Annotated in this window: 18 protein-coding genes; 10 read left to right on the top strand and 8 right to left on the bottom strand. The window is 41.7% G+C overall.

Annotation, left to right across the window (positions count from 1 at the left end; translation table 11 throughout):
- Positions 1–75 precede the first annotated feature (75 nt).
- On the top strand, positions 76–624 hold the full coding sequence (locus ACFSVN_RS09410) for a DUF4168 domain-containing protein (protein ID WP_390301507.1): 549 nt from the start codon (positions 76–78) through the stop codon (positions 622–624).
- 125 nt (positions 625–749) lie between these two features.
- Here ACFSVN_RS09410 and ACFSVN_RS09415 read toward each other — a convergent pair whose 3' ends face one another.
- From ACFSVN_RS09415 to ACFSVN_RS09425, 3 genes are all read right to left on the bottom strand, one after another.
- Entirely contained in the window at positions 750–2,234 is a 1,485-nt protein-coding gene (locus ACFSVN_RS09415; protein WP_390301510.1) for a dihydrolipoyl dehydrogenase family protein, read from the bottom strand.
- Between the two features lie 134 nt (positions 2,235–2,368).
- Positions 2,369–2,860: a hypothetical protein gene (locus ACFSVN_RS09420; protein WP_390301513.1), complete on the bottom strand. Its 492-nt coding sequence runs from the start codon at positions 2,858–2,860 to the stop codon at positions 2,369–2,371.
- 208 nt (positions 2,861–3,068) lie between these two features.
- A complete protein-coding gene (locus tag ACFSVN_RS09425) occupies positions 3,069–3,407 on the bottom strand; it encodes a hypothetical protein (RefSeq protein WP_390301516.1) in 339 nt (112 codons plus the stop codon).
- Positions 3,408–3,523: 116 nt separating this feature from the next.
- On the opposite strand from ACFSVN_RS09425, the gene ACFSVN_RS09430 reads away from it, so the two are divergent.
- From ACFSVN_RS09430 to ACFSVN_RS09455, 6 genes are all read left to right on the top strand, one after another.
- Positions 3,524–3,832 (top strand): hypothetical protein, encoded by a 309-nt coding sequence (locus tag ACFSVN_RS09430; protein ID WP_390301519.1) that lies wholly within the window; start codon positions 3,524–3,526, stop codon positions 3,830–3,832.
- A gap of 124 nt (positions 3,833–3,956) precedes the next feature.
- Positions 3,957–4,436: a hypothetical protein gene (locus tag ACFSVN_RS09435; RefSeq protein ID WP_390301522.1), complete on the top strand. Its 480-nt coding sequence runs from the start codon at positions 3,957–3,959 to the stop codon at positions 4,434–4,436.
- The gene (locus ACFSVN_RS09440; RefSeq protein ID WP_390301525.1) at positions 4,433–6,673 is read left to right on the top strand and encodes a TonB-dependent receptor; all 2,241 of its coding nucleotides are present in this window, start codon (positions 4,433–4,435) and stop codon (positions 6,671–6,673) included. The genes ACFSVN_RS09435 and ACFSVN_RS09440 overlap by 4 nt, the downstream gene beginning before the upstream one ends.
- A 220-nt stretch (positions 6,674–6,893) precedes the next feature.
- Positions 6,894–7,352: a methylated-DNA--[protein]-cysteine S-methyltransferase gene (locus ACFSVN_RS09445; protein ID WP_390301528.1), complete on the top strand. Its 459-nt coding sequence runs from the start codon at positions 6,894–6,896 to the stop codon at positions 7,350–7,352.
- A 70-nt stretch (positions 7,353–7,422) separates the two neighbouring features.
- The gene (locus ACFSVN_RS09450) at positions 7,423–9,009 is read left to right on the top strand and encodes an amidohydrolase family protein (protein WP_390301531.1); all 1,587 of its coding nucleotides are present in this window, start codon (positions 7,423–7,425) and stop codon (positions 9,007–9,009) included.
- A gap of 31 nt (positions 9,010–9,040) precedes the next feature.
- Positions 9,041–9,589 carry a PepSY domain-containing protein gene (locus tag ACFSVN_RS09455; RefSeq protein ID WP_390301534.1) on the top strand — a complete coding sequence of 183 codons (549 nt, stop codon included), beginning with the start codon at positions 9,041–9,043 and terminating at the stop codon, positions 9,587–9,589.
- A gap of 39 nt (positions 9,590–9,628) precedes the next feature.
- Here the strand turns inward: ACFSVN_RS09455 and ACFSVN_RS09460 are convergent, their stop codons facing one another.
- From ACFSVN_RS09460 to ACFSVN_RS09470, 3 genes are all read right to left on the bottom strand, one after another.
- Positions 9,629–11,869 (bottom strand): DUF5916 domain-containing protein, encoded by a 2,241-nt coding sequence (locus ACFSVN_RS09460; protein ID WP_390301537.1) that lies wholly within the window; start codon positions 11,867–11,869, stop codon positions 9,629–9,631.
- 188 nt (positions 11,870–12,057) lie between these two features.
- A complete protein-coding gene (locus ACFSVN_RS09465; protein WP_390301540.1) occupies positions 12,058–14,649 on the bottom strand; it encodes a M14 family metallopeptidase in 2,592 nt (863 codons plus the stop codon).
- A 72-nt stretch (positions 14,650–14,721) separates the two neighbouring features.
- On the bottom strand, positions 14,722–16,923 hold the full coding sequence (locus tag ACFSVN_RS09470) for a DUF5916 domain-containing protein (protein ID WP_390301543.1): 2,202 nt from the start codon (positions 16,921–16,923) through the stop codon (positions 14,722–14,724).
- A gap of 282 nt (positions 16,924–17,205) precedes the next feature.
- Between ACFSVN_RS09470 and ACFSVN_RS09475 the strand changes: the two genes are divergently transcribed.
- Both ACFSVN_RS09475 and ACFSVN_RS09480 read left to right on the top strand, forming a co-directional pair.
- Positions 17,206–18,780 carry an AsmA family protein gene (locus ACFSVN_RS09475; protein WP_390301546.1) on the top strand — a complete coding sequence of 525 codons (1,575 nt, stop codon included), beginning with the start codon at positions 17,206–17,208 and terminating at the stop codon, positions 18,778–18,780.
- 3 nt (positions 18,781–18,783) lie between these two features.
- Positions 18,784–19,740, top strand: a complete 957-nt coding sequence (locus ACFSVN_RS09480; protein WP_390301549.1) for a threonine ammonia-lyase — start codon at positions 18,784–18,786, stop codon at positions 19,738–19,740.
- A gap of 274 nt (positions 19,741–20,014) precedes the next feature.
- On the opposite strand, the gene ACFSVN_RS09485 is transcribed toward ACFSVN_RS09480, so the two are convergent.
- A complete protein-coding gene (locus ACFSVN_RS09485; RefSeq protein ID WP_390301552.1) occupies positions 20,015–21,379 on the bottom strand; it encodes an amidohydrolase family protein in 1,365 nt (454 codons plus the stop codon).
- A gap of 253 nt (positions 21,380–21,632) precedes the next feature.
- Here ACFSVN_RS09485 and ACFSVN_RS09490 point away from each other — a divergent pair, with 253 nt between their 5' ends.
- A complete protein-coding gene (locus ACFSVN_RS09490) occupies positions 21,633–22,541 on the top strand; it encodes a hypothetical protein (RefSeq protein WP_390301554.1) in 909 nt (302 codons plus the stop codon).
- Here the strand turns inward: ACFSVN_RS09490 and ACFSVN_RS09495 are convergent.
- On the bottom strand, positions 22,538–24,328 hold the full coding sequence (locus ACFSVN_RS09495) for an ABC transporter ATP-binding protein (protein ID WP_390301556.1): 1,791 nt from the start codon (positions 24,326–24,328) through the stop codon (positions 22,538–22,540). The genes ACFSVN_RS09490 and ACFSVN_RS09495 overlap by 4 nt on opposite strands.
- Positions 24,329–24,640 lie beyond the last annotated feature (312 nt).

Raw genomic sequence — 24,640 nt, forward strand, 5'->3', positions numbered from 1 at the left:
AACTATCTCAATTGGGAACACATCTCCCTTAGAATCGTTAGGATGACACAAACAATCACAAAACATAAAAATACAATGCTTAAATATATTTTTTCAATAGCACTTGCACTCACTATGTTGGCTTGTGGGGCAGACCAAGAAACTCAGGAATCAGAAGAAAATGCACCTGAGCAACAAACACAGCAACAGTTTCAACCGGGTCAGTCTGCAGCTGATATTGAAGTATCAGATGAAGAATTAGAGAAATTCACAGAAGTTTCCATGGTTGCACAGGAAATTCAGAGGTCATCTCAACAGGAAATGCTTGCCATTGTTGAAGAAGAAGGGTTGGATGTTCAAACTTATAATGTGATCGCTGAAGCACGTTTTAACGAACAATCTGATGACGAAATTGATGTTAGTGCTGAGGACCTGGAAAAATTTAATGTCGCTTCTGAGAAAGTTGAAGGAATTCAGCAGCAAGTAGAAGGAGAAATGGCAGAATCTATTGAAGCAGAAGGCATGACCATGGATCGCTTTATGGAGATCAATATGGCCTTACAACAAGACCAGGAGCTGCAACAGCGTGTTCAGCAAATGATGATGCAGAATATGCAGCAGCAGGCACAGCCTCAAGGCCAGTAAAGGCTATCCACATAAAGAATATTAAAAAAGGAAAGGGTCCCGCTCTTTCCTTTTTTTTATAAAACCAACCCATACGGTAGAGGCACGATGCATCGTGCCTCTACCGTATGGGTTATAAATACATGTCAAACCACCCGATCCTTATCACTGTAATCCGGAATTTCACCCCGGTATCTAAAAATGGTTTGAATAAGCTTGACCGACCAAGCACTTTGGTTCTTTATGTACCATTGGTCGGCTGCACGCCTGGCACCCAATCCCCAGCTTGGATAAGGGTGAATGGTATCTGCAATTCCCCGCATCGAAACCCCATTCTTTATTGCCACAGCATATTCTGAGATAAACTCTCCGGCATGGGCACCGACAACGGTAGCCCCCAGGATCTTCCCGGATAACTTCTTGGCGAAGATCTTTACCAATCCTATATCCTCCCCTTCTGAAACCGCCCGGTCAATTTTGGAGTATGGAAAACGATAAACCTCAAAATTTACTCCTTCTTCTTTCAGTTGGCTTTCGGTTTTACCCACATGTGCCAATTCCGGACTGGTAAAAGTAACCCAGGTTACCTGGTCCTTCTCGATCTTCATCGGTACTACTCTAAGCAGTGCTTTTGTTGCTGCAATTTTAGCCATATGATCACTCATATGAGTGAACTGATAGCGACCGGTTACATCTCCGGCAGCATAAATATGTTTCTGATTGGTACGGCAGGATTCATCTACCGTGATATTGCCTTTCTCGGTTTGCACTCCCGCAGCCTCCAGATTCAGTGAAGAAGAGTTCGCGCGCCGGCCGGTTGCCATGAGCAATGCATCACCCTCAATAATCTTCGCGGCCCCATCTACTTCCGCATGGACTTTAATCCGGTCTTCCACCTGCTCTATTTTTTTTATCGAAGCATTTAGTTCGTACTTCACACCCTGCTTTAATAATTCTGACTTCAAAATTTCAACCAATTCGGGGTCATCATTTGTCATAATGGTTGAAGCCATATCAACAACGGTAACCTTAGAGCCCAGATTTGCAAAAGCCTGCGACATCTCCGTCCCTATAGGCCCGCCGCCTATGATCAACAGTTCATCAGGTAAGCTTTCAATTTCAAATAAACTTTCATTGGTCAGATAATCCACTTCATCCAATCCCGGAATAGGTGGAACAAATGCTTTTGCTCCGGTTGCAATAATAAACTTCCTGGAAGATACCGTTCGAATACCTCCGCTTTTCATTTCAATATCAATCGTATGTGGATCTTTAAAGGAAGCTAATCCGTGTACTACTTCAATCCCCATTTCCTCGAAGATCTCCGGACGATCAGCATCTTCATACACTTCCCTTCGCACGTTGTCCACGTGTTCCATTACTTTCTTGAAATCGATCTCAGGCTTTCCTTCTATCAGGCCATATTTGCCGGCATCCACAATTTGACGAGCTACTTTTCCGGCTTTAAGTAATGTTTTGGAAGGAATACAACCCGTCCATGTACAGTCACCGCCTAAACGGTCGGCCTCCACCATTAAGGTTTTAGCTCCAAAATTAGCTGCAATTCCGGAAGCGGTAAGTCCTGCAGCTCCACCTCCGATCACGATCATATCAAATTCATGCTTTGGCATATATTCCTTTTTCTAATGTTGATGATCAGTTACCAAAGAATCTTACATAACAAAAAGCAGTATCATTCATTTAGTACAGGTACTGATTCCTGTATGGCATCTCTGAGCCGGATAACACTACTGTGAAGCTATTCTTAAGTGTTATCTTTTTGTGCATTAAGACTCTTGGAATCAAAATAAAGTTTCGGAAGTGATGGTATACTTTTCATCTTGGTAAGAAATTCAGCTACATCTTCCTGATTCTCATATCGGTAATCAAATACAAGGGTACCGAAATCGCTGATAATAGCAACCGGTGACTTCATATCCCAAAGCTTGGTAGACAACCAAACTTCACTCAGATCTTTGTATTTGCGTGTTCTCTTGGTGAACACACCTGCTTTTGTAAGCCTGTCGGAATAAAAATGGACCTTATGTTTCGATGCATAGATCATAAAGTAAATGTTGCCAAAAATAGATACGCCAAAGAAAATATTTAAAAATATACTCTCAGGTGAGTTAAATCCGGTTACAGCCCATAAATTCACTAAAAGATAAACCAATAAGCAAAGTGCCGTGAACTGTGTAATATAAATGAACCACTTCCACTTACTCTTAAGCCGTAGAGTTACTTTTTCATTTTCCATAGCTTAGCTGAAATATTTTGTTGACTACTGATGCCTATTTAGAACAATGCATTACATAGATTTTAATATACCTAAGCCGTAAATGCAACGGGTAAAAGAAGTTAATTTCCCTTTAGCGTGATTACCGAATTGCAGTAGAAACTATGCCTATGAACCCTAAGAGAAGATCTCATTTCAACATCACGGATTGGAAATCTGCGGCAGCAATTTACTTCTGTGCCTCATCTTTTATTTTTGCTCTTACTTTCTGGTATGTAGAATAAGCGCCATAAACTACCATCAAGATCACTACTCCATACACCCATAAGGGTACATTTTTACCGGCTATTATCAAGTAAACATAGGCTGAGATAAAAAAGAAGGTAGCACTCATAGCTGGTATAATAATTGACTTTCCGCTTCTGTAATTCTTTACCAGCCAAGCTACACTAAGTGTAAAAAAGGGAATAGCTCCCACATAAATACTTCCAAATAGTATAGGATTTACACCATATTTCTCTCCGAGCCCCATAAACCATGAAGTAAATATTTCAATCATTTCAGCCATAAATTTTTCGAATTTTTTAAAAAAGTGTAATAATTTAAAATAACTATACAATAATGAACTGATTATTACCGATACTTGGTTTAATTAGTTGACGTTGTGTAATTCATAGATATTACGTGAAATCATTAAAGAATAACATATCGGTATTCTTCCTTTTGCTCGCTATGGCAGGCACCATGCTGTCTATGATGCACTATCACAGCGATGGATTGGAATGTTTAAGTCATGCTGAACACCAGCATATCACAGAAAATGACCTTTTCTGTCCTGTTTCCGGTATCTTTGCCGTAACAGGTGGCGAGACTCAGCCCTCTTTCGACGGGCTCTTAAAGTTTCATTACACTGTTACCCAGCTTACCCCTCTTTATTTATCCGCACAACCTTTTGTGCCTCTTCTCGGCCGTGCGCCACCTTTCATAGCTTAATAATTACGATTCCAATTTCCTGTACTCATCAATGACCGGCTTTTAGAAGACTGTCAAGGTTCATCTGATATGTAAGCAGGAATCTCTATTGATTTTAACAACCATTTAATAAGATTATTAAGTCATGAAAAATTATAAATTATTATCCGCAATTAAGTACGTATTCACTCTTTTAGTTTTAGTTTCTTTCACAGCTGCCTGTTCAAATTCTACTTCAGGCGAAGAAGAAGAACATTCAGAGCCGGCAGGTTTTGTACTCAAAATGAACGGTCAGGATATTGTCACCCAAACTCCGGGTGGTTCCGTTTCCGGTGAATTTGAATTGGCACCGGGACAAGAAACAGACCTCATCACCCTTTGGTTTTACGATGCCGACGGTGATGAATTCCAACCGGAAGAAGATGAGTATACTCTTGGGTATGAATTCGAAGATGCAGAAATAGCTGAGTTTGAGCAACATGCAGAAGACGGTAAGTGGAGTTTTCATATTCATGCAGAGGCTGAAGGCATTACTGATCTTCGACTGATGCTTATGCATAATGGTCATTCTGATTTCTCGACCCAGGACATTCACGTTCACGTAGAGGCAGCTCAGACCAATTGAAATACTTAGTCATCATACTACTGTTATTGGCAGGAGCGTTCTCTTCAGGGAATGCTTTTGCTGACAACAGATATTTATTGTCAGGTACCGTTCTGGATGCCGAGACCGGTGAACCTGTTTCATTTGCCTATGTTCATATTGAAGAACTGAACCGTACGGCTGTAGCTGATGCAGATGGGAAATATCAGTTAAAAAATATTCCCGCCGGTAATTTTACGCTTTCTATCCACCGGGTAGGTTACCGTACCCAAACCAAAGAAATTTCGATCAAAGAGGCGGATGAAGTCATAGATATTGAACTCCGGCCTACCGTATTGGGCTCCCAATCAGTTGATGTTGTTGGTGCAGCTGAAAATCTCGAAGGTTCAAATTTAGAACATGCATCCAAGAAAGTATTCGGCTCTGACCTTCGCCAGAATCTGGGAAACACACTCTCTCAAACCCTCTCTAATCTTCCGGGATTTGACGAACGTAAAATGGGAAGTGCCCCAGGCCGACCTGTAATACGAGGTTTAGGAGGAGAACGGGTGCTCATACTTCAAGATGGAATTCGTTCCGGTGATGTTTCTTCCCAATCTTCTGATCATGCCGTAACCATCGATCCCATATCTGCGCAGGAAATTGAGATCGCTCGTGGCCCACAGGCACTTGCCTATGGCGCAAATGCCATTGGCGGTGTTATCAATGTGGTTAGAAATCAGGTCGAAACAAGTGTACCTTCACGAACCACAGGTAATTTCACCTTAAACGGGGAGTCAGTAAATACCGGTGGATCTGCAGCTTTAGATGTCACCCTGCCTTATAAAGACGTTGCCCTTAGCCTAAACCTGAACGGTCGGCTCGCTGATGATACATCCACTCCCATCGGTACAACAAAGAATACTTATTATCGGTCTACAAATAATGCTGCCGGGATAAGCTGGATACGTAATTGGGGATATATTGGTGGAGCTTTCAGCACTTATTTCAATAAATATGGAATCCCGCCGGATCCACAGGGTCATCCCGAAGGCGTGGATATTGAAATGGAAAAATTTCAGTATGATCTAAAATCTGAGATCCTTGTTAATGGAAAATTTCTAAAAGTTATTGAAGGTGATCTTTCCATTAAGAATTATACCCATAAAGAAATTGAATCCGGTGGTGCTTTGGGAACTCAATTCGGACTTGTTACCACCAATGCTGATATCAAAGCCAAGCATAATTCACTTGGATTCCTTGATAAGGGCTCCTTTGGGCTTTGGGGTGAAATTGAAGACTATGCCGTAATTGGAGCTGCGACTCCGGATGCCAACAGCTATAAGTTCGGTGCATATCTCATTGAAGAAGCTGACTTTGGTCCACTTCATGTGGAAGGTGGACTTCGATTCGATTGGGTCCTTAACAGCCCCGACCGGGAGTTTAACTCTAACCTTATAGGTGAGGTTCGGGAACGTTCCTTTCCGGCATTATCCAGTTCAGCAGCAATTATCTATTCTTTAAGCAGTAAAGTGTCTTTAGGTACCAGCTTGCTTCACTCATTCCGTGCTCCATCTTTAGAGGAATTGTATTCTGAGGGCCCTCATCTTGCTTCCTACTCTTACGAGATTGGGAATCCTGAACTTGACCCTGAACGTGGTTTAGCCAAGGAATTATTTGTTCGATATCAATCAGATCGAGCCAATGCAGAAGCAACTGTTTTCCATAATGGCTTCAGTAATTACCTGTATGCACAAAACACAGGAAGGCCTAATATCCGGCGACCGGATCTCAATGACTATCAATTTGTAGGAGCTGAAGCTGTGTTATATGGGGGAGAATTTTCAGGTGAATTTCAGGTGTTTAGCAATTTCGTTCTTAATACTTCTGTCAGCTACACCATAGCCGAACGTAAGGTACCCGAAAGTGAACAGCAAAATTCAGGATACGATAGTGATACCCGTCCTCTTCCTCAAATTCCCCCTGTGAAAGCAAAGGCTTCCTTCAAATACACTAAATCGGGATTTGAGCTGGGTACACGGGTGCGGATTGCCGGCGAGCAAACCCGAACCGGTGAATTTGAATCTCCCACCGATGGATATACTTTGCTTGATGCTTTCAGCCAATACCGTTTGGACGGAGGAAACCTGCTTCACACATTTTCACTGAACGTAAACAATGTGTTGAACACAGAATATTATAATCATCTTTCCAGAATTAAAGATCTCCGCCCCGAACCGGGAATTAATGTGAGTTTCTTGTATATAGTATATTTTTAGAAAGATCATTATCAAAAAAAAACCCCGGCATTATCAGTCCCGGGGTTTTAGATTTCAGCTTTAAGGAGTTAGAATAGACTAACTATTAGGGTAAAACATTAATCTCACCTATTAAGCTATCTTAAAGAGTAAGGGAATTGTAATTTGTTACACTTTTATTTTTGATTAATACAATTCAATCAATATTCTCAACCCGAACCTGTAATTAGTCCACTTATTTGTGACATACGTTAGTTATTTAGAAAGCCCCATTGGTTATCTTCGCATCCTTTCCAATGGTTCCGGGATCACGGAAATAAAATTTATGGATTTTGATGGCCCCGAAGATCCTGATGTTCATACTGAATCTGCCAAAACACAGCTCAGGGAATATTTTCAAGGAAACAGAACCGCTTTTCAGTTAGAACTTCTACCCGATGGCACCAAATTTGAGCAACAGGTTTGGAAACAACTGCTTGAAATCCCACAGGGATCAACCACTTCTTATGGAGCCATCGCTAAAAAGGTGGGTGATGAAAAAGCTTCTCAGGCTGTAGGTCGTACTAATGGCAAGAACCCGATCGCGATCGTGATCCCATGCCACCGTGTTGTAGGTTCGGATCAAAAACTAACCGGTTATGCCGGCGGTCTGGAACGCAAGGAGTGGCTCCTGAAACACGAAGGGGCTCTTCTGCTATAACTAAATTTTACGATGTGAATGCTTTGATTGCAGTACATTCATGATCATACAGAAACTCAACAATCCTTCTATGAAATTCATAAAGCTACTTTTAATTTTTCTTTTATCAGGTTCTTTTTCACTCCAAGCCCAAATGCCGGATGCCCCTCAGCGTACTGATGGAGATGGCCCGCATGAACGGCTTATCATCCGGGGAGTACATCTGATTGACGGCACGGGCTCACCTGCCACCGGTCCGGCCGATATTGTAGTGGAAGGTAACCGTATTGCTTCCATCCGAACTGTTGGTTATCCGGGACTCCCGATCAATGAAAACCGCAGACCACAAGCTGATGAAAACACCAAAGTTTTGGATGCAGAAGGAATGTATCTCCTGCCCGGTTTTTTTGACATGCACGCACATACCGGAGGAGGCGCACAGGGAACAACTCCTGAATATGTATACAAACTCTGGCTGGCACATGGTATAACCTCGATAAGGGAGCCGGGTTCTTTTAACGGGATGGATTGGACACTGCGTCACAAAGAGCTAAGTGCAAATAATGAGATCACTGCCCCAAGAATATCTGCATGGATAGGATTTGGAATGGGTGCAGACGAAGAAATAACCACACCTGAACAAGCTCGAGAGTGGGTACAGATGATCCATGAGGAAGGTGCAGATGGTATTAAGTTTTTTGGTGCACCGCCGGAGATCTACAAAGCTGCTATAGAAGAAGCAAACAAATTAGGATTGGGTACTATGACGCACCATGCCCAAACCCGTGTTGTTTATAATAATGCACTTAAATCTGCCCGTTTGGGTGCAACCGCACTTACGCACTGGTACGGGCTCCCTGAATCTCTTTTCGAAGATCGTATCATTCAGGATTATCCCCTGGATTATAATTACAACAACGAACAACATCGTTTTGAGGAAGCAGGAAAACTTTGGAAACAAGCGGCTGCGCCGGGTTCTGAAAAATGGAATGCGGTAATGGATGAGATGATCGAACTGGATTATACCATGAACCCAACGTTCACCATATACGAAGCCAACCGAAACCTAAGTGCTCAGCGCCGGGCTGAATGGCATGAAAAGTATACACTTCCTTCACTGTGGGAATTCTATCAGCCAAGTAAAGTATCACACGGTTCATACTGGCTTGAATGGGGAACGGAACAGGAGATCGAATGGAAAGAGAATTACAGAATATGGATGCAGTTCATCAACGAATACAAGAATAAGGGCGGACGTGTTACCCTTGGCTCTGATGCAGGTTATATATACAAACTGTATGGCTTCGGCTACATTCAGGAAATGGAAATGATGCGTGAAGCCGGGTTCCATCCGTTAGAGATCTTTCAGTCAGCTTCACTCAAAGGAGCGGAAGTTTTGGGAGTTGACGATCAGCTGGGAACTATTGAAGTTGGAAAACTTGCTGATATGGTGATCGTAGATGCCAATCCAATGGAAAACCTAAAAGTACTGTACGGTACGGGAGCCATCTACGTGAATGATGAAAACGTACCCGTTCGAAAAGGCGGTGTTCGATATACCATTAAAGACGGGATTGTATTTGATGCCAAGCAACTCTTGGAAGATGTAGCGGAAATGGTTGAAGCCGCCAAAGCAGAAGAAAACTATAAAATTACCCAACCCGGTCTGGACTATTAAATAGCAAAGTTTATCAGGAGAGTTTTTAACAATGAGTTGGCATACACGTCGTGATCTTAGAAAGATCCACAGATGGGGCGGTGCTTTAATAGCATTGCCTTTTCTTTTGGTCTTAATTACAGGATTAATTTTACAGGTAAAAAAACAAGTAGATTGGGTTCAGCCTCCTTCACAAACAGGTATATCCACTTTACCTTCTATCAGTTTTGAGGACATTTTAACAGTTTCTAAAACCGTACCTGAAGCAGATATTAAATCCTGGGATGATATTGATCGGTTAGATGTTCGTCCCGATAAAGGGATCGTGAAAGTGAGGGCAGTTAACCGGTGGGAAATTCAGATCGATACTCAGACAGCAGAAGTACTACAGGTAGCATATCGCAGGTCTGAGCTATTGGAATCACTTCATGATGGTTCATGGTTTCATGATTCAGCTAAACTCTGGGTTTTCCTCCCATCAGGACTCATTGTAACTATACTTTGGATCACAGGCATATATCTCTTTTTCCTGCCTTATGTGGCAAAAAAAAAGAACCGACGTACGCTAGAAAATAAAAAAGCAGCAGCTGATCGCTCCTGATAGTTTTATTAAGTAAGAAACACTGCTTTCCTTGGCTCTCTACATATCAAATGTATGAGTATATTTCAGCAAGATAGCACGATTTTCCATAAACGGAAGCCGTGGAGATCCAAGATTCATCTGATCTCTAATGGTATTGATAGTTTCGTTATAAACAACCCAAAGGTCTTGTCCTTCCCTGAAATAATAACGCAGTCTCATATTCAAACCTGCCAACTCATTTACATTGCTGTATTGAATAAATGCACTTGTTGACAATTTCTTGTTGAACGCATATTGTCCTCTTAACTGTGCTAAATGAACGGTGAAATCAGTTGTGGCTCTGTTGAACCGATCAGGAAAATCTAATTTTGTAATCTGATAACTACCGTCTAATTCAAAATGGATATTAGCTATCCACCTCGGATTTATTTTCGCCAGGAATCTCCTCCCATCAAATATTTCACCATACTCAAGAGTAAACCGGTTCCTTAATTTCTTATTATCAGTTGTATTATAGCTTACGGAAGCATCAAAAAAGTTATAGTCATCGACAGGTATGTAGATCTGCCCGAGAAGTTCAAAGTCTTCATTTGGTAATAAATGCTCCTGATTAAAACGGGCGTTCAATGAAAAAGAACTTCCATCTTTAAAGTCTGATCTCCATTCAGGAGAGATGAATCGACTTCGGAGGTCAAAAGTTTCGTTCTCAAAAATATTAAAACTCCCAACATTTATGGAATGAGATTTGAAGATAGAATTCTCATCGGAAAACCAACCGTAGCCAATCCGGTAAAAATAATCAGACGTATTTATGGTACGAAAAAAGCCGATTCCTGGGTCAAATTCACTTCCGGTACGGTTTACAAAAAACCGATAGAATAATCCAACTGAGGCCCTTCTTTGCCATGTGATGCGGAAAATACTGTTATCGGTAAAGTTATACCGTTCAGATTCTGCTACCTGATTATCCATTGATTGACTTACTTTAACCTCGATAAAGTCATCTCCGGAAATGTTAAAGTCGCCATCCAAACCGAACACATAGTTGGAATTACCATCGGCTCCTACCCTGCTGGTGAAAATACTTCCAATATATGAACCGGGGTTAAGTACATTTTTTTTAAGTCGAATAACACCAAAATTCTCAGAAGGTAATATTTCGCTGGAAGCAGTCTGCATATTCAATACGCCGATATCCCAGTCATCAACACGGCCTGTTAACCGAACTCCACCATAAATAGGGACCTGATTTCCTTGATTATCCAAACCTATCCTTCGGCTGTAAAAGAGACGGGTATTTCCGAAGTTGAAAGTAAACAAGCCCGAGCGTTGCTGAAAGAATTGCCGTTTCTCGGGAAATGTGATCGAAAAACGACTTAGATTTAATTGTTGCTCATCCGCTTCAACCTGTGCAAAGTCAGTATTAGCCGTCACATCTAAAGTAAGATTACTGGTAACGTTATACTTTACATCAAACCCAACATTTCTTTCGAAATCATTCTCGTACTCGTAAGAATCTCCTGTGCTGTTCAATTGATTTTGCTGCTGGTAGCCGGTCAATACATAGGGGGTAAAATAAACCGGCCTTCGCGCATCTACATTTTTTAATCTGATATCAGCAGCTTGAGATGGCTTTATTTCTCCCCTATCCCAGTTTGGAGGGATTGCAGGGTACGTGTGTCTTTCATTATGGTGAGCTATCCATCGGTAAACGATCAACCCCATTTCGGCAGTTCCTTCATTACTTTGAAATCCTATACTTGAAAATGGAATTCTTATCTCAGCATACCACCCTTGTTCATCCTGACTGGTTGCCACATCCCAAAATGTATTCCAGCTGCTATTTACTGCACTGGCCCCTGCTATGTCATTCGCATCATTTGATATGGTTTGATCAAATCTCACTCCGGCAGGAGTTGTAAAAAAGCGAAGTGCATTTTGATTATCATTAAACGGGTCAAGTATCACAGCAAAGACATCATCTCCTGAATAGCTGTCTCTGTATAAACTGTTTGCTGCAATGATGGTTACATCCTCAGTAAACATTCTTCCGGCTACGTAAAAATATTCATCATCATAAGCTACCATTATTTCGGTCCGCTCACTCAATCCCCCTTCAAAAACCGGTTCATATTGAGTCATGGGAAAAGGCGAAATTTCCTGCCAGGCTTGTTCTTCTAATACTCCATCTAATGTAATTTCTTCGGAGAGTCTATAAATGTCTTGAATTGATTGTGAATAGCATTCTTTTCCATACGTGGTCACACACATTATTAGTACAAGTGCAATATTGCGCATTAATTCCCTGCAATTTGTTTTTTTAGACTGTTTAGTTTTAATAAAGACAGCTCCTAAATCGTCTTCCCTTAAGAAAAACTTATGCTGAGGCGTTCGAACCTAAGCTTTCATTTATTTTACTATATAAAAAAACCAGTTGAGAGATTGACTCAACCGGTTTTTTGTTGGATAACAACTTGATCAGGTATTTAAAATCCCGGTAATAACATAACGGCATTTTGAACCATACGACTTGGTCCTACCCAGAACATTCGGTATTGGGTATTATCAAGTAGAAATACCACTTTACCACTGCCCATATTTTGAACTGCCGCAAATGCCTGCCCCCGTGCTTTTTCTTTGTTCTCTTCTGAGGCATAACCGGAAGCCATTACCTCTCCTTCTTTCACATAGTATCCTACGGTTTGAAGGGAGTTATTTGGCACGATCCCATCATCTCCAAACTTCAGTGAATAGAGTTGCTCAGGTAACCCAAAGGCCAGCGGATTTGTATTATCTATGATGCCTTTGAAAGCAGAACCCGGGATTCTTTCCAGCCCAAATACATCCGTGCGATCAGCATATCTGGTATAGGCTTTGTCCTCCACCTCAGTGCTGTCGTCCTCTTCTTCTTCGAACAGTTCCACATCAGTAAAACCTGATCGGTCTGCAGTAAGCCACGATGCACTGCCTTCGGTTCCAATAAGTACGCCACCATTCCTTACCCATGATTTGAGGTCTTCGATCTGAGAGTTATTCAAAACCCCACTCAATCCACCCCATGCTCCAGGCATTAAGATCACATCATATTCGGCTAAGTCAATACTGTTGAAGCTTCCTGATCTAATTCGATCGATACCGAATTCTGTCCACTGATCAAATAGGAACCAAAGCTGACCGGCTGTGTAAGAACTGAACGGAGAATCGACCATCAGTGCTACTTTAGGCTCTTTCACCGGCTCACTATCACTTGAGGCAAGATCCATTCCCTCATCCATACGACCTGTATCAAAGCCTTCAACCACTACACTTACCTCTTCGGCAAGTTGTCTCATATCAGCTTGAATGCGTGATCGTTTCTCATAATTACGACCTACCAATACAACTAAACTTCCCTCTGTGTAGGTGGTTCCCTCGTAAGTAAAAGTTCTTCCCGCACTGCGAACATTATATCCCATGTCCCACAGTTTCGCCAGTGCTTTGGGAGCATAACGTTGTTTCCAGTCGATCACATATGCATACTGTGCCCCGCCATTTTCCAGCATAGACGGATAGCTGAGTTCTTCGGTCAGCTGCTCAGTGGACACCCCCACATTATTGGTCGTCCAGGCTGCATCTAAGTTGTAAGCCAATGGAATAGACCAGGTAGCCATATCATACATGACCGAATCCTCAATCTGCATTTGATTACGGAACAGCGTATTTACGAAAAGATGCTTGGGCTGATCGGTTTTGATTATGAAATCACCGGCTTCAAAACTTTGGGTTGAAGAGCTTGCATCCCAATAGCTGTAAGAATTTCTTTGATTGAAGTCCTCGGTAGCACGCTCTATTCTCACATTATGCTTCATCAGCATATTGATCACCTGATAGGTGTAGTCATTCTCATTATTCTTCAGAATATAAGCTTGTGTGTTTCCCTTTTGGGCTGATTGTGATAATGAATTCTTGAAGTAAGTAAGCAGGCCTTCCTTATTCTCAACAGAAGTTTTAACGATGGAAACACCGTTGGTGTAATGGTCAAAAACACGCTGACGTAGAGTAAGGATATAATCGTCATCAGTTTCAACCGCACGTCCTCCTCTGCTGTGTCCGCCCTGTTCTGCAAGCATCCCAATTCCGCCCATCACACTTGGGTAAGAGGAGCCATATCCCGGATAGAAGAAGTCAAATGATTCACGAGTGGCATAATTAACATTCGCTTTGTCAAACTCTTCGATCAGACCGCGGCCAAAAGTGTCTGCCCATTGGTCATACTCATCAGGTAATTCCAGGTTTCTTGGTGTGGTACCCGGCATCGCAAAATAGTTATTATTGAAACCCTGCTCGTGGAAATCCATGTGTACCTGCGGCATCCATTCCTGGTAAGCAGCAATTCGTCCTTCTGATTCAGGATGCACCAGCCATACCCAATCACGGTTCAGGTCAAACCAATAGTGATTGGTACGCCCTCCCGGCCAGATCTCATCATGTTCCAGATCATTGGCATCGGTGTTCAGGATATTTGCCTGAGATGATTTGTACCAGTATACGTAACGGTCGCGCCCATCAGGATTCATCATAGGGTCGATGATAACCACTGAATTTTCCAGCCAATTGCTGGTTTCAGAATCCGCTGCTGCCACCAACCGATAAGCCGTTTGCATGGCCGCTTCACTGCTTGATGCTTCATTCCCATGAACATTATAACTCATCCAAACAACCACAGGCTTTCCTTCAACCGAGGCCGATTCCGGATTATTTGCAAACTCTACATTCGCATTCTGAATAGACTCTATATTCGCCATGTTATTTTCTGAAGTGATAACCGCATAATAGAGGTCTCTACCTTCGTATGTGGTAGCATACTTGTGGAAGGAGATCCGGTCAGATTCTTCAGCAAGATTTTTAAAGTAGTCCATTACCTGATGGTGGAACGTAAATTCCTCTCCAAGTTCATAGTCAAGATACTCGGCCGGTGATGTAATCCCGGAGTTATAATTCAGGTCAGGATGAAATTGGAAACGCTCAAAGGCATCCTGCTGCGCAAAAGCAAGCGTTGATGCCAGTAAAAAGGTGAGAATAGAAACTGTATATTTCATATTGAGAAGATATTTGTTAAAGCTATTTCGCTTAAATTGATATTTAAAATAAAGGTAATTATTAGTAATTAATCACATTTTAAAAGTATGTGTATACTTAATCAGAATAGATCGGTTTTCATTTCTTGGTAATTCAGTGACACCGTATCGGGAACCATCCAGCACAGTGTTTAACGTTTGGTCAAAAACAATCCAAAGATCTTGTCCTTCTCTGAAATTGTATCGAAACCTAAAGTTGGCCCCTGCCAAATCAGCAACGTTGCTATACTGAACAAATATGCTTGTTGAGATCTTTTTATTAAATGCGAATTCCGTCTTTAACCGACCTACATGGGCATCAAGTTCCGTTTTCTCACGAATATTCGTATCAGGGAAACGCAACCTTGTTAATTGATAGCTACCTGAAATTTCGAGATGAAGATTGGCAACCCATCTTGGATCAATTTTATATTGTGTACGGGTTCCATCAAAGAACTCGCCATATTCAAATGAAATTCGGCTCATGAGCCTTCTTGTACGCGGTGAGCTGTAGCTGACAGATCCCTCAAAAAAATCATAATTTGATACCGGAATAAAGATCTGACCCGCCAGATCAAAGGCTTCTGTTGCCAGCAGATGTTCCTGATTGTACGTAATCGAAGATCTTAAAAACCCATTATTCTTAAAACTGCTATTCCAATTGAATGCAATAAAACGACTTCTGAGGTCATAAGTCTCATTTTCCAAAATATTATAACTTTCAACATTGAAAGAATGCTGATTGAAGGCAGAATTCTCACCCGGTCGCCATCCATACCCTAAACGATAAAAATAATCTGAGGTATTTATAGTTTTATAAAACCCTATTCCCGGATCAAAATCCTGTCCGGTTCGGTTTACAAAAAACCGATATAAAAGACCTGTACTTGCTCTTCTTTCCCAGGTGAGTCTGAAGATACTATTGTCAATAAAATTATTTCTTCTGCTTTCCGGAACATCACTGTCTATGGATTGGCTTACCCGGAACGTCAGGTAATCATCACCATATAAATTCAAGTCGGTATCCAATCCCAATACCACATTCGAGTTCCCATCAGCTCCAATACGGCTGGTGACGATACCTCCTGTATACGAGCTTGGGTTCAACACCCCCTTTTTCAACCTTAATACTCCAAAATTTTCCGAAGGTAAAGACTGACTTGAAGCTGTTTGAAGATTTAAAAAACCTACATCCAGATCACCCACCCTGCCTGTCAGGCGAGCTCCCCCATATATTCTAACCGGATTACCACTATTATCCAGGCCTATTTTCCGGCTATAAAAAAGCCGGGTATCACCATAATTAAAATCAAAAAGGCCGGATCTTTGCTGAAAAAACTGTCTTTTCTCAGGATAGGAAATAGAGAACCGTGTTAAATTCAATTGCTGTTCGTCATTTTCCACTTGAGCAAAATCCGTATTGGCAGTGAGGTCCATTGTAAGATTATTGGTGACATTATATTTAATGTCGAAACCCAACTCATTTTTAAAATCATCCTCATATAAAAAGGAGTTCCCCGATTCATTTAATGTATTAGTGTTCTGATGAAGAAATCCGGACAAGGCATAAGGTGTAAAGTATATTGGCCTTGGAGCATCCACATCATTGAGTACAATGTCCTTTGCCTTAGAAGGTTTAATTTTACCCTCATCCCAATTTGGCGGTATCTCAGGATAAATATGCCTTTCATTGTGATAAGACAACCATCGGTACACGATCATCCCCATTTCCGCAACCCCATCTTTACTCTGGAACCCGATACTTGAAAAGGGGATCCTCATTTCAGCAAACCACCCTTCTTCAGTCTGTGTGGTCTCTACATCCCAGTGCGTATTCCAGCTTCCATTGATAGGTCTGTTACCCCCAATAGTATTCGCATCGTTTGAAATAGATTGATCGAACCTGGTTCCTGCAGGATTTGTAAAAAACCTCATCCCATTTTGATCATCATTAAAAGGATCCAGTACCACGGCAAAAACATCGTCCCCACTGAATCTGTCTCGATACAAACTATTGGAAATGATGGTCGATGGGTCTTTAGTAAACATTTTAGCCGATACGTATAAATACTCATCGTCATAAGCGACCCTTACCTCTGTTCTTTCGCTCATATTTCCTAAAAAAACCGGCTCATATTGAACCATCGGATAAGGATCGATCGTATCCCAAACGGGTTCATTTATTATCCCATCAAGTGTAATTGGTTCGGATAACCTTTGAATTTCAATAGCAGATTGTGAAAAACTATTGCTCATTAGAACTAGTGCCAACAAACAACTACTTACAATTTTAAACCCCATTTATCTGACTCATAGTTACTATAATTATATGGCGATCAAGTGATTATCGTCTTGCGTATTTTTGAATGCCAAAAATGTAATGAATTGATTTGTATAAAAAGGTGATCGGGATTGTTAAACTCTGAAAATCAATTCAGCCAAAAACCTGTCGATTTTTTGTAAAAGAGCCCACCATTCGTTTCTGCTTACATTCTAATAAGTTCTTTGCTTTTTCAGGATTTATATCAATTTTGAAGCATGAAAAAAGTTATTAAAGTATTATCCATCATTTTAGCAGCTACTCTGATCATTGCAGTAGCCGCAGCGTTTATTATCCCTATCTATTTGAATGAACCTCTCAAAGAAGCCTTCATTGAAGAGTTCAACCAGCAAACGGAGCAAAATTACCAACTTGATTTTGCAGATATTCACGTCAGCCTTTTCAGGCGTGCTATTTCTGTTGACTCGATCTCCGTTCTTCCCGACAGCACCTCCCCCCATGTTCAGCAGATATCAGCGTCTTCTATTTCTGTAAATGGGATCAGAATATGGAGTTTATTCAGTGGCTCTTTTCCTGACTTCAAGGCCATTACTGTAAACGAACCTCATGTTGAAATTCTGGAACGTGATCTTTCTTCTACTCTCTTCTCGGGGAATGAATCGGATGAAGCACTCGAAGACCTTGACACCTTCAACCTCTATATCAACAATGGAAGCGGAACCATACGTACATCTGATGGCAACGAGTTGTTCTCGATCAGTGATATCTCTTTAGAAGCTGAGGATGTTGATATCAACAAGTTGCTTGATGGTTCTGAACTATTGTTTATGGATCATCTTCTAATTCAAGGAGCAGGGATCAAGTGGAATGTTGAGAAAGAATTCTATGATCTTACGATCGCCAATTTTAATTTTGATAAACAAGCAGAATCATTTTCTATTGCAAATATGGCCCTTACTCCATTATTGACTAAGTATGAGTTCTCTGAAGCCAAAGGATTCCAACTGGACCGTATCAATCTTGAAATACTAGCTCTTTCCCTATCCGGAATGAATCTTAACTCTTTGGCTGATGAGCATATCAATGTGGAGGAACTTAGCATTGATAAACCCTGGATGGAGGTATTTCGAAATAAACAGATAGATCGAAAAGAAGGATTGAATGTGAAACCTTTGTTAAACGAATTAGCAAATTCTGTTGATTTTTCTATTGGGGTCAACGAAACCATCATCTCTGAGGCTACGATCATCTATGAAGAGCATAAAGGTCCATCCGATTCTTCTGCTGCTATCTCTTTTAATGATCTTGATGCAACCATTTCAAATATAAGATCCGCAAGCCACCCGTCGTTTCTTGAAGACACCCTTACATTACATGTTGAAACCTTATTCATGGATACCGCCCTGCTCACTGTGGATGTCAGTTATCCTGTCTTCAATGATGCCGATTTCCATACCGTTAAAGCAAATCTGGACAGTTTTGATCCTAAAGTAGCCGGTAATATGCTCGAGCGCTCCGGATTTGTACGGGTTGAAGAAGGGCTGGTGGAAAGCCTGGAAGCAGAATTTGAACTAAACTCACAATCTTCCTCAGGGGAAGCCTTGATCTTGTACCGGGATCTGAGAATCTCTTTCTTAGATGAAGATTCCGGTGAACAGGGATTTGGAGAAAAATTCAAAGACCTTATAGCAAATACTTTTTCTATCAAATCTGATAATATAGAACCTGACCCCAGTATTGGTGACATTGATTTTGAGCGTGAAGTCGAAAAATCCCTTTTTGCCTATTGGTGGAAATCACTCTTATCCGGAATTCAAGACACCATTAAATAAACCATGAATACCTATCTAACGACTCCCACATTTGATGATATTAAACAAGCTCATAAACGTATATCCGAACATGCACACCGTACCCCGGTTCTAAACAGCAAACAAGTAGATCAAAAAACGGGCGGACGTATTTTCTTTAAGTGTGAAAACTTTCAAAAGGTAGGAGCTTTTAAATTTCGAGGGGCTTCCAATGCAATATTTTCGCTGAGTGAGGAAGATGCCAAAAACGGAGTAGCTACACATTCCTCCGGAAATCATGCTCAGGCTGTTGCTCTGGCTGCTAAAATGCGCGGCATTCCGGCTTATGTTGTTATGCCCGAAAATGCCCCAAAGGTAAAAGTGAAGGCTGTCCAAAATTACGGAGCTGAGATCACCTTTTGTAAATCTACCTTAGAAGCTCGGGAATCTACACTCGAGCAAGTGGTTGAAAAGACCGGGGCCACCTTCATTCACCCCTACGATGATGCCCGTATTATTGCCGGGCAGGGAACCAGTGCTTTGGAACTGCTTGAAGACCATCCAGACCTCGATATCATCATTACACCCGTGGGCGGCGGCGGACTCCTAAGCGGAACCGCTCTTGCTGCAAAATCTATCAAGCCGGGTATTATTGTGATCGGTGCTGAACCGGCCAATGCGGATGATGCTTATCGGTCATTCAAGTCAGGAGAACTCATTCCTGTCAAAAACCCGGATACCATTGCCGACGGTTTGCGTACCTCTTTGGGCAAGCTCCCCTTTTCCATTATCACCGAGCATGTGGATGATATCGTAACTGTTCCCGAAGAATCTATAATTGAAGCTATGCGCTATGTTTGGGAACGATTGAACATGATCATCGAGGCCTCCTGTGCCGTCCCCGTAGCAGCTGTTTTTGATGGTAAAGTGGATGTAAAAGGAAAGAAGGTCGGCATCATCATCACCGGGGGAAATGTGGATTTGGATAATTTACCCTGGTAATATTTTTTTGCTCAAATAAACCACACTACGCTGAAAGTGCAGAGGTTTGGGTTAGGGCTGAAAGTCCCGCTCTCAACGAAAATGGTCTTCCTGAGGGTACTCCCGAAGGATCTAAGCGATTTATGTCTCGCTTTTTTAACATGCGAATGCACAACGTAGTGACACTAACGATTTGAATGTCTGCTAATATGCTCCGCAAAAGGCAAGATCCTTCATTTCTTCAGGATGACTTCACGTGCACCTGAAAAGCTAAGTAGAAAACAGTTTCTTTCTTCTACTTTACCCTTACTCCATGTTTTATAACCATATCCACATCACTTAGGAGATTGATGTATCGCATGACATCTCCCTCTACTGCAATAATATCAGCATATTTTCCCTCGCTTACGGTCCCGTAATCATCTTCAACATTCATGAAAAGTGCTGGCCAATAAGTGGCTCCACGGATTGCTTTCATCGGATCTACTCCCAGCTTGTTTACCCAGACATCAAGTTCGGTCCAGGTAGACTGACTATGAAACATCATAGGCACTCCGCTGTCAGTTCCAACCATGAGTACTACACCGGCTTCCTGTAATTGCTCGAATTTTCGGTCAAGCGTTTTCTTCCGGATCGGGGTCAGCTGAAAATATGGAAATCGGTCAGGATGGTCCAGGGAGTTTTCGATATCAGCTATAATATTATCCGGCAGGCCCAAATGCCAGGAGTCATCTCCCAAAAACAGTGGATGATCTCTCATATACTCATAGTTGTATAAGACTGAAATGGTCGGAGTCCAATACATCGGGCCTAAATTCATTTTTGCTGTTCTTTCTTTAAGCGCCTTCATCACATCTTCGGGATATTCAGGAGCAGAAGACAATCCGGTATGTTCAAAATTATCTACACCGGCTTCCAGACCTCGTCTTATTTCTTCCGGGCGGTGACTATGTCCTACTACCTTCAACCCCTGTTTATGGCTTTCATCAACTACAGCCATTACTTCTTCTTTCGTCATTTGATCCTGATCGATCAGCTTTATGACATCTACGCCTGCATTAGCTAATTCCCTCACTTTCTGGCGGGCGTCATTGGTGCCGTTAATTCCCCAGCGAAATTTCTCGGTTCCCGGATAAGGCTGGTGCTGTAAAAAAGGTCCTGACATATACATCGTTGGACCGGGAATCTCCCCGTTATTTATGGCATCTCTTACATTTATAGATGCCTCAAGAGGTGCTCCGAGATCTCTGGCACTGGTTACGCCTGCCATTAAAAGCTGATGGGCAGAAGAGGGCATGATCACTGATTCAAATTGATCGATATATGTTGAATCCCAATGTGCATAATCCGTATGTCCGTTTAGCATCAAGTGCACATGCATATCCCATAGACCGGGCATAACACTCATGCCTTCTGTTGAGATGATCTCCGCCCCTTCCGGAATATCAACAGCACCCATCATTCCAACTTCCTTGATCCTCTCCCCTTCAATAAGAATAACGCTATTCTGGATAGGGGTGCTACCAAATCCATCAATTAAAGTCCCACCCACCAAAGCTTTTATATCTTGGGAAAAGGCATTACTGCTAAAGACCAATAACAAAATTATAACGGACAGCAGCGACTTTGTAAGCTTAAATAATGTGATAAGAAATGACATTCTGTGAAATTTATTGTTAATATTTATAGCCATTTAGAGGGATAGATTTGAAGTACTTAGCGAAAATATGAGATGTTATTCCATTTGATGCTAAATACCAAATTAGCTATTCAGGAACAAATGACCGAAACTAACCTTGTAGGAAAACTATATTATGATTTCATGTTATAATGTTATTCTTTGTGATATTATTTATCCCTGCATCGAAACAATTCCCTGACATTATTCGTCTATTTAGAAAACACTTTTCACTATGAGCAACAAGGGTAAGTACAAACAATACAAATTTGAGAACGATCTTGACCGTGGCAATGATCATGATCCCGATTTTGATCTCGATGAGTACATCCATCAACAAAGCATAGACAATCCTACGTCCACCGGAATGCAAGCTCCTGTTGATGAGGAAACTTCCCAGTTCAAGAATGCAATACTTATGTTTTTGGTTTTTGCAGCCGCTTTCCTGTGGGCCAATGACTGGAGCCCAACCCAGGCCTGGGGTAGTATTTTTGGGAGTGAAGAATCGGCCACAGAAGTAACAAGTACAGCTCCTTCTTTCACTATACCGGCTATTCCCGATATACCTGAAGTACCTGCACTTCCTCGAATAGGTAACGAATCAGGTTACGTTAACTTCCTGATCGAGATCAATGAAGCCGGACTTAGTGACGTTTACTCAAGCCCCGCCCTGCAAGCTTTTTATCAATCCGATGTTCCGATCTCATATTTATCAGAGTTGGTGGAGGCGGGTTATCAGGAATTTTCCTATCCGGAAATTATCGCTTTCTACAATGCGGAAATCCCTTTGGAATACCTGAATACATTAAATGAATATGGATTCTTATCAGAGTTTTCTTACCCGGAGGTGATTGCTTATTACAATGCTGATGTTTCTATAGAATACCTCACTACACTTTCCGAGAGTGGATTTTTACCTGAATTCTCTTATCCTGAAGTCATAGCTTATTACAACAATGTTACTATAGAATATCTGAGAACTTTAGATGAAGCTGGATATTTGGCAGACCTTTCATACCCTGCTGTTATTGCCTTTTCCAATAATAACATAACAATAGAGTTCCTCAACCAATTAAGAGACAACAATCTCTTGGAGAATATGAGTTATCCGGAAGTGGTTTCAGCTTTTAATACGGATAATTAAACAATAGACTTTGGTTCATCCAGGTCACGAAACTGTAGTTCATAAAGATGACTGTATAACCCCTTCTGCTCTATGAGTTCCAGATGGGTTCCCTCTTCTACGATCTTTCCTTCATCCAAAACCAATATATGATCGGCGTGTTGTACGGTTGAAAGTCGGTGAGCGATCACAAAAGTGGTTCGGTTTTGCATCAGTCTGGTTAAAGCTTCCTGAACCTGAGCTTCGGATTCGGAATCTAATGAAGAAGTGGCCTCATCCAATAACAGAATTGCCGGGTTTTTAAGAATGGCCCGGGCAATGGCTAGTCGCTGTCGCTGACCGCCGCTCAGTTTTACCCCTTTCTCCCCGATAAGCGAGTCATATCCCTTATCTGTTTGTAATATAAATTTATGGGCATTTGCATCTTTAGCCGCCTGAATGATCTCTTCCTCTGAGGCATCCAGTTTTCCATAAATGATGTTCTCCCGAATAGTAGTCCCAAATAAATGCACCTCCTGCGGTACGATAGAAATTTGTTCCCTCAATGATTTAAACTTCACATCTTGAATGTTTATCCCATCCACATAAATAGCTCCCTTTTGGGGGTCATAAAATCTCGGGATCAGATTAAGAAGAGTGGTCTTTCCCGCACCACTTGGACCTACAAGAGCCACTGTTTTCCCGGCTTCAGCTTTGAATGAAATTCCTTTTAAAACATCTTTTTCTCCTTCATAACTGAACCAAAGGTCCTCAACAACCACTTTTCCGTCGACACTCTTTAAAACCTGTGCATTTGGGTTATTTTCGATCTCAGGTGTTTCTTCCAGCAGCTCGAAAATTCTCTCTGAAGCACCCGCAGCTGTATTCACTGCGGTATATAATCTGGAAGTCTGGCTAATAGAACGTGAAATATTCAATGCATAAATAATAAAAGCGACCAGATCACCGGCTGTAAGCCGATCGGCCAACACTTCTTTTCCGCCGTACCAGAAGATGATCACAAGCGTGCTCATAAACATTATTCCCACCCCTGCCCAAAATAGTTGGGTAAGTACAACTTTCCTTCTTGCAGTAGTAAAAAGCTTTTCAACAGCGTCTTTATAGCGCCCTACTTCATAATCTTCCCGCACGAAAGCTTTTACCAAACGAACGGCACCCAAAGCATCTTCTGCAACTGCTGTGGAATCCGCTAATTCATCCTGAATATCTTTGGAAAGATGGCGGATCTTCTGACCGAAATAACGGGTGGCCAGCGTTACAAATGGAACCGTCACAAAGATCACCATACTTAATCGCCAGTTTAATACTACCATGAGTGATACTGATCCGATTAAAGAAAATGTAATCGTGAGTAACTGAGGGAGGGAATCGGTTAGTGCCGTTCGGATGGAGCCTACATCGTTGGTGAGCCGGGATGTGATCTCACCCAATCTGCGTTCCGCAAAAAATTTGAATCCAAGCCGGTGTAGATGCTCATAGACTTTCTTTCGAAGATCCGTGATCACCCGCTCTCCCACCCATTCAAGGTGGTAATTCCCAAAAAAGGAAAAAGCAGCTTGCAAAACGAACAGTCCGAACAAACCGATCGTAAGCCAATTCAACAGCTCATTATTTCCGGATTCAAACACGGCATCCAATAATTCTCTCAGCCCAAGTGGCACTGTTAGCCAGACAGCTGATGCTATTATAGCAGCAACCGTTGCCGTATAAAACCGCAAGCGGTAGGGTTTACTGAGGGCAAAGATCTCCTTTAGCGTCAGCCAAAGAGATTTGATGGATTTGGTTTCCTTTTTTTCGCTATTACTCATGTTGGAATATAAGTCTTCAATCCTAAAAAGCGTTCAGCTGAAAGTGATTGATTATTATTTAATATGAGTTTGAAATATAGTCTGCTTCAAAAGATCTATCTGAGGAATCATAAAGCGTAAGAACCAGAATCTTTCGATCGATCAGACGGACTTAGAGCCGTCAGATCGAGAATCTACTTAAAACTATCTCGATATCCATCTGACCGATTACCGGTCTGATGGATGGCTTATATCTTTGTTACTCGAATTCAACTATCGGCCAGGTAAGCTAGAAGCCGTCAAGCTTTTACAAAACTTAAAAATGACTCCTAC

The sequence above is a fragment of the Gracilimonas halophila genome (assembly GCF_042684365.1).
Classification (GTDB): domain Bacteria; phylum Bacteroidota; class Rhodothermia; order Balneolales; family Balneolaceae; genus Gracilimonas; species Gracilimonas halophila.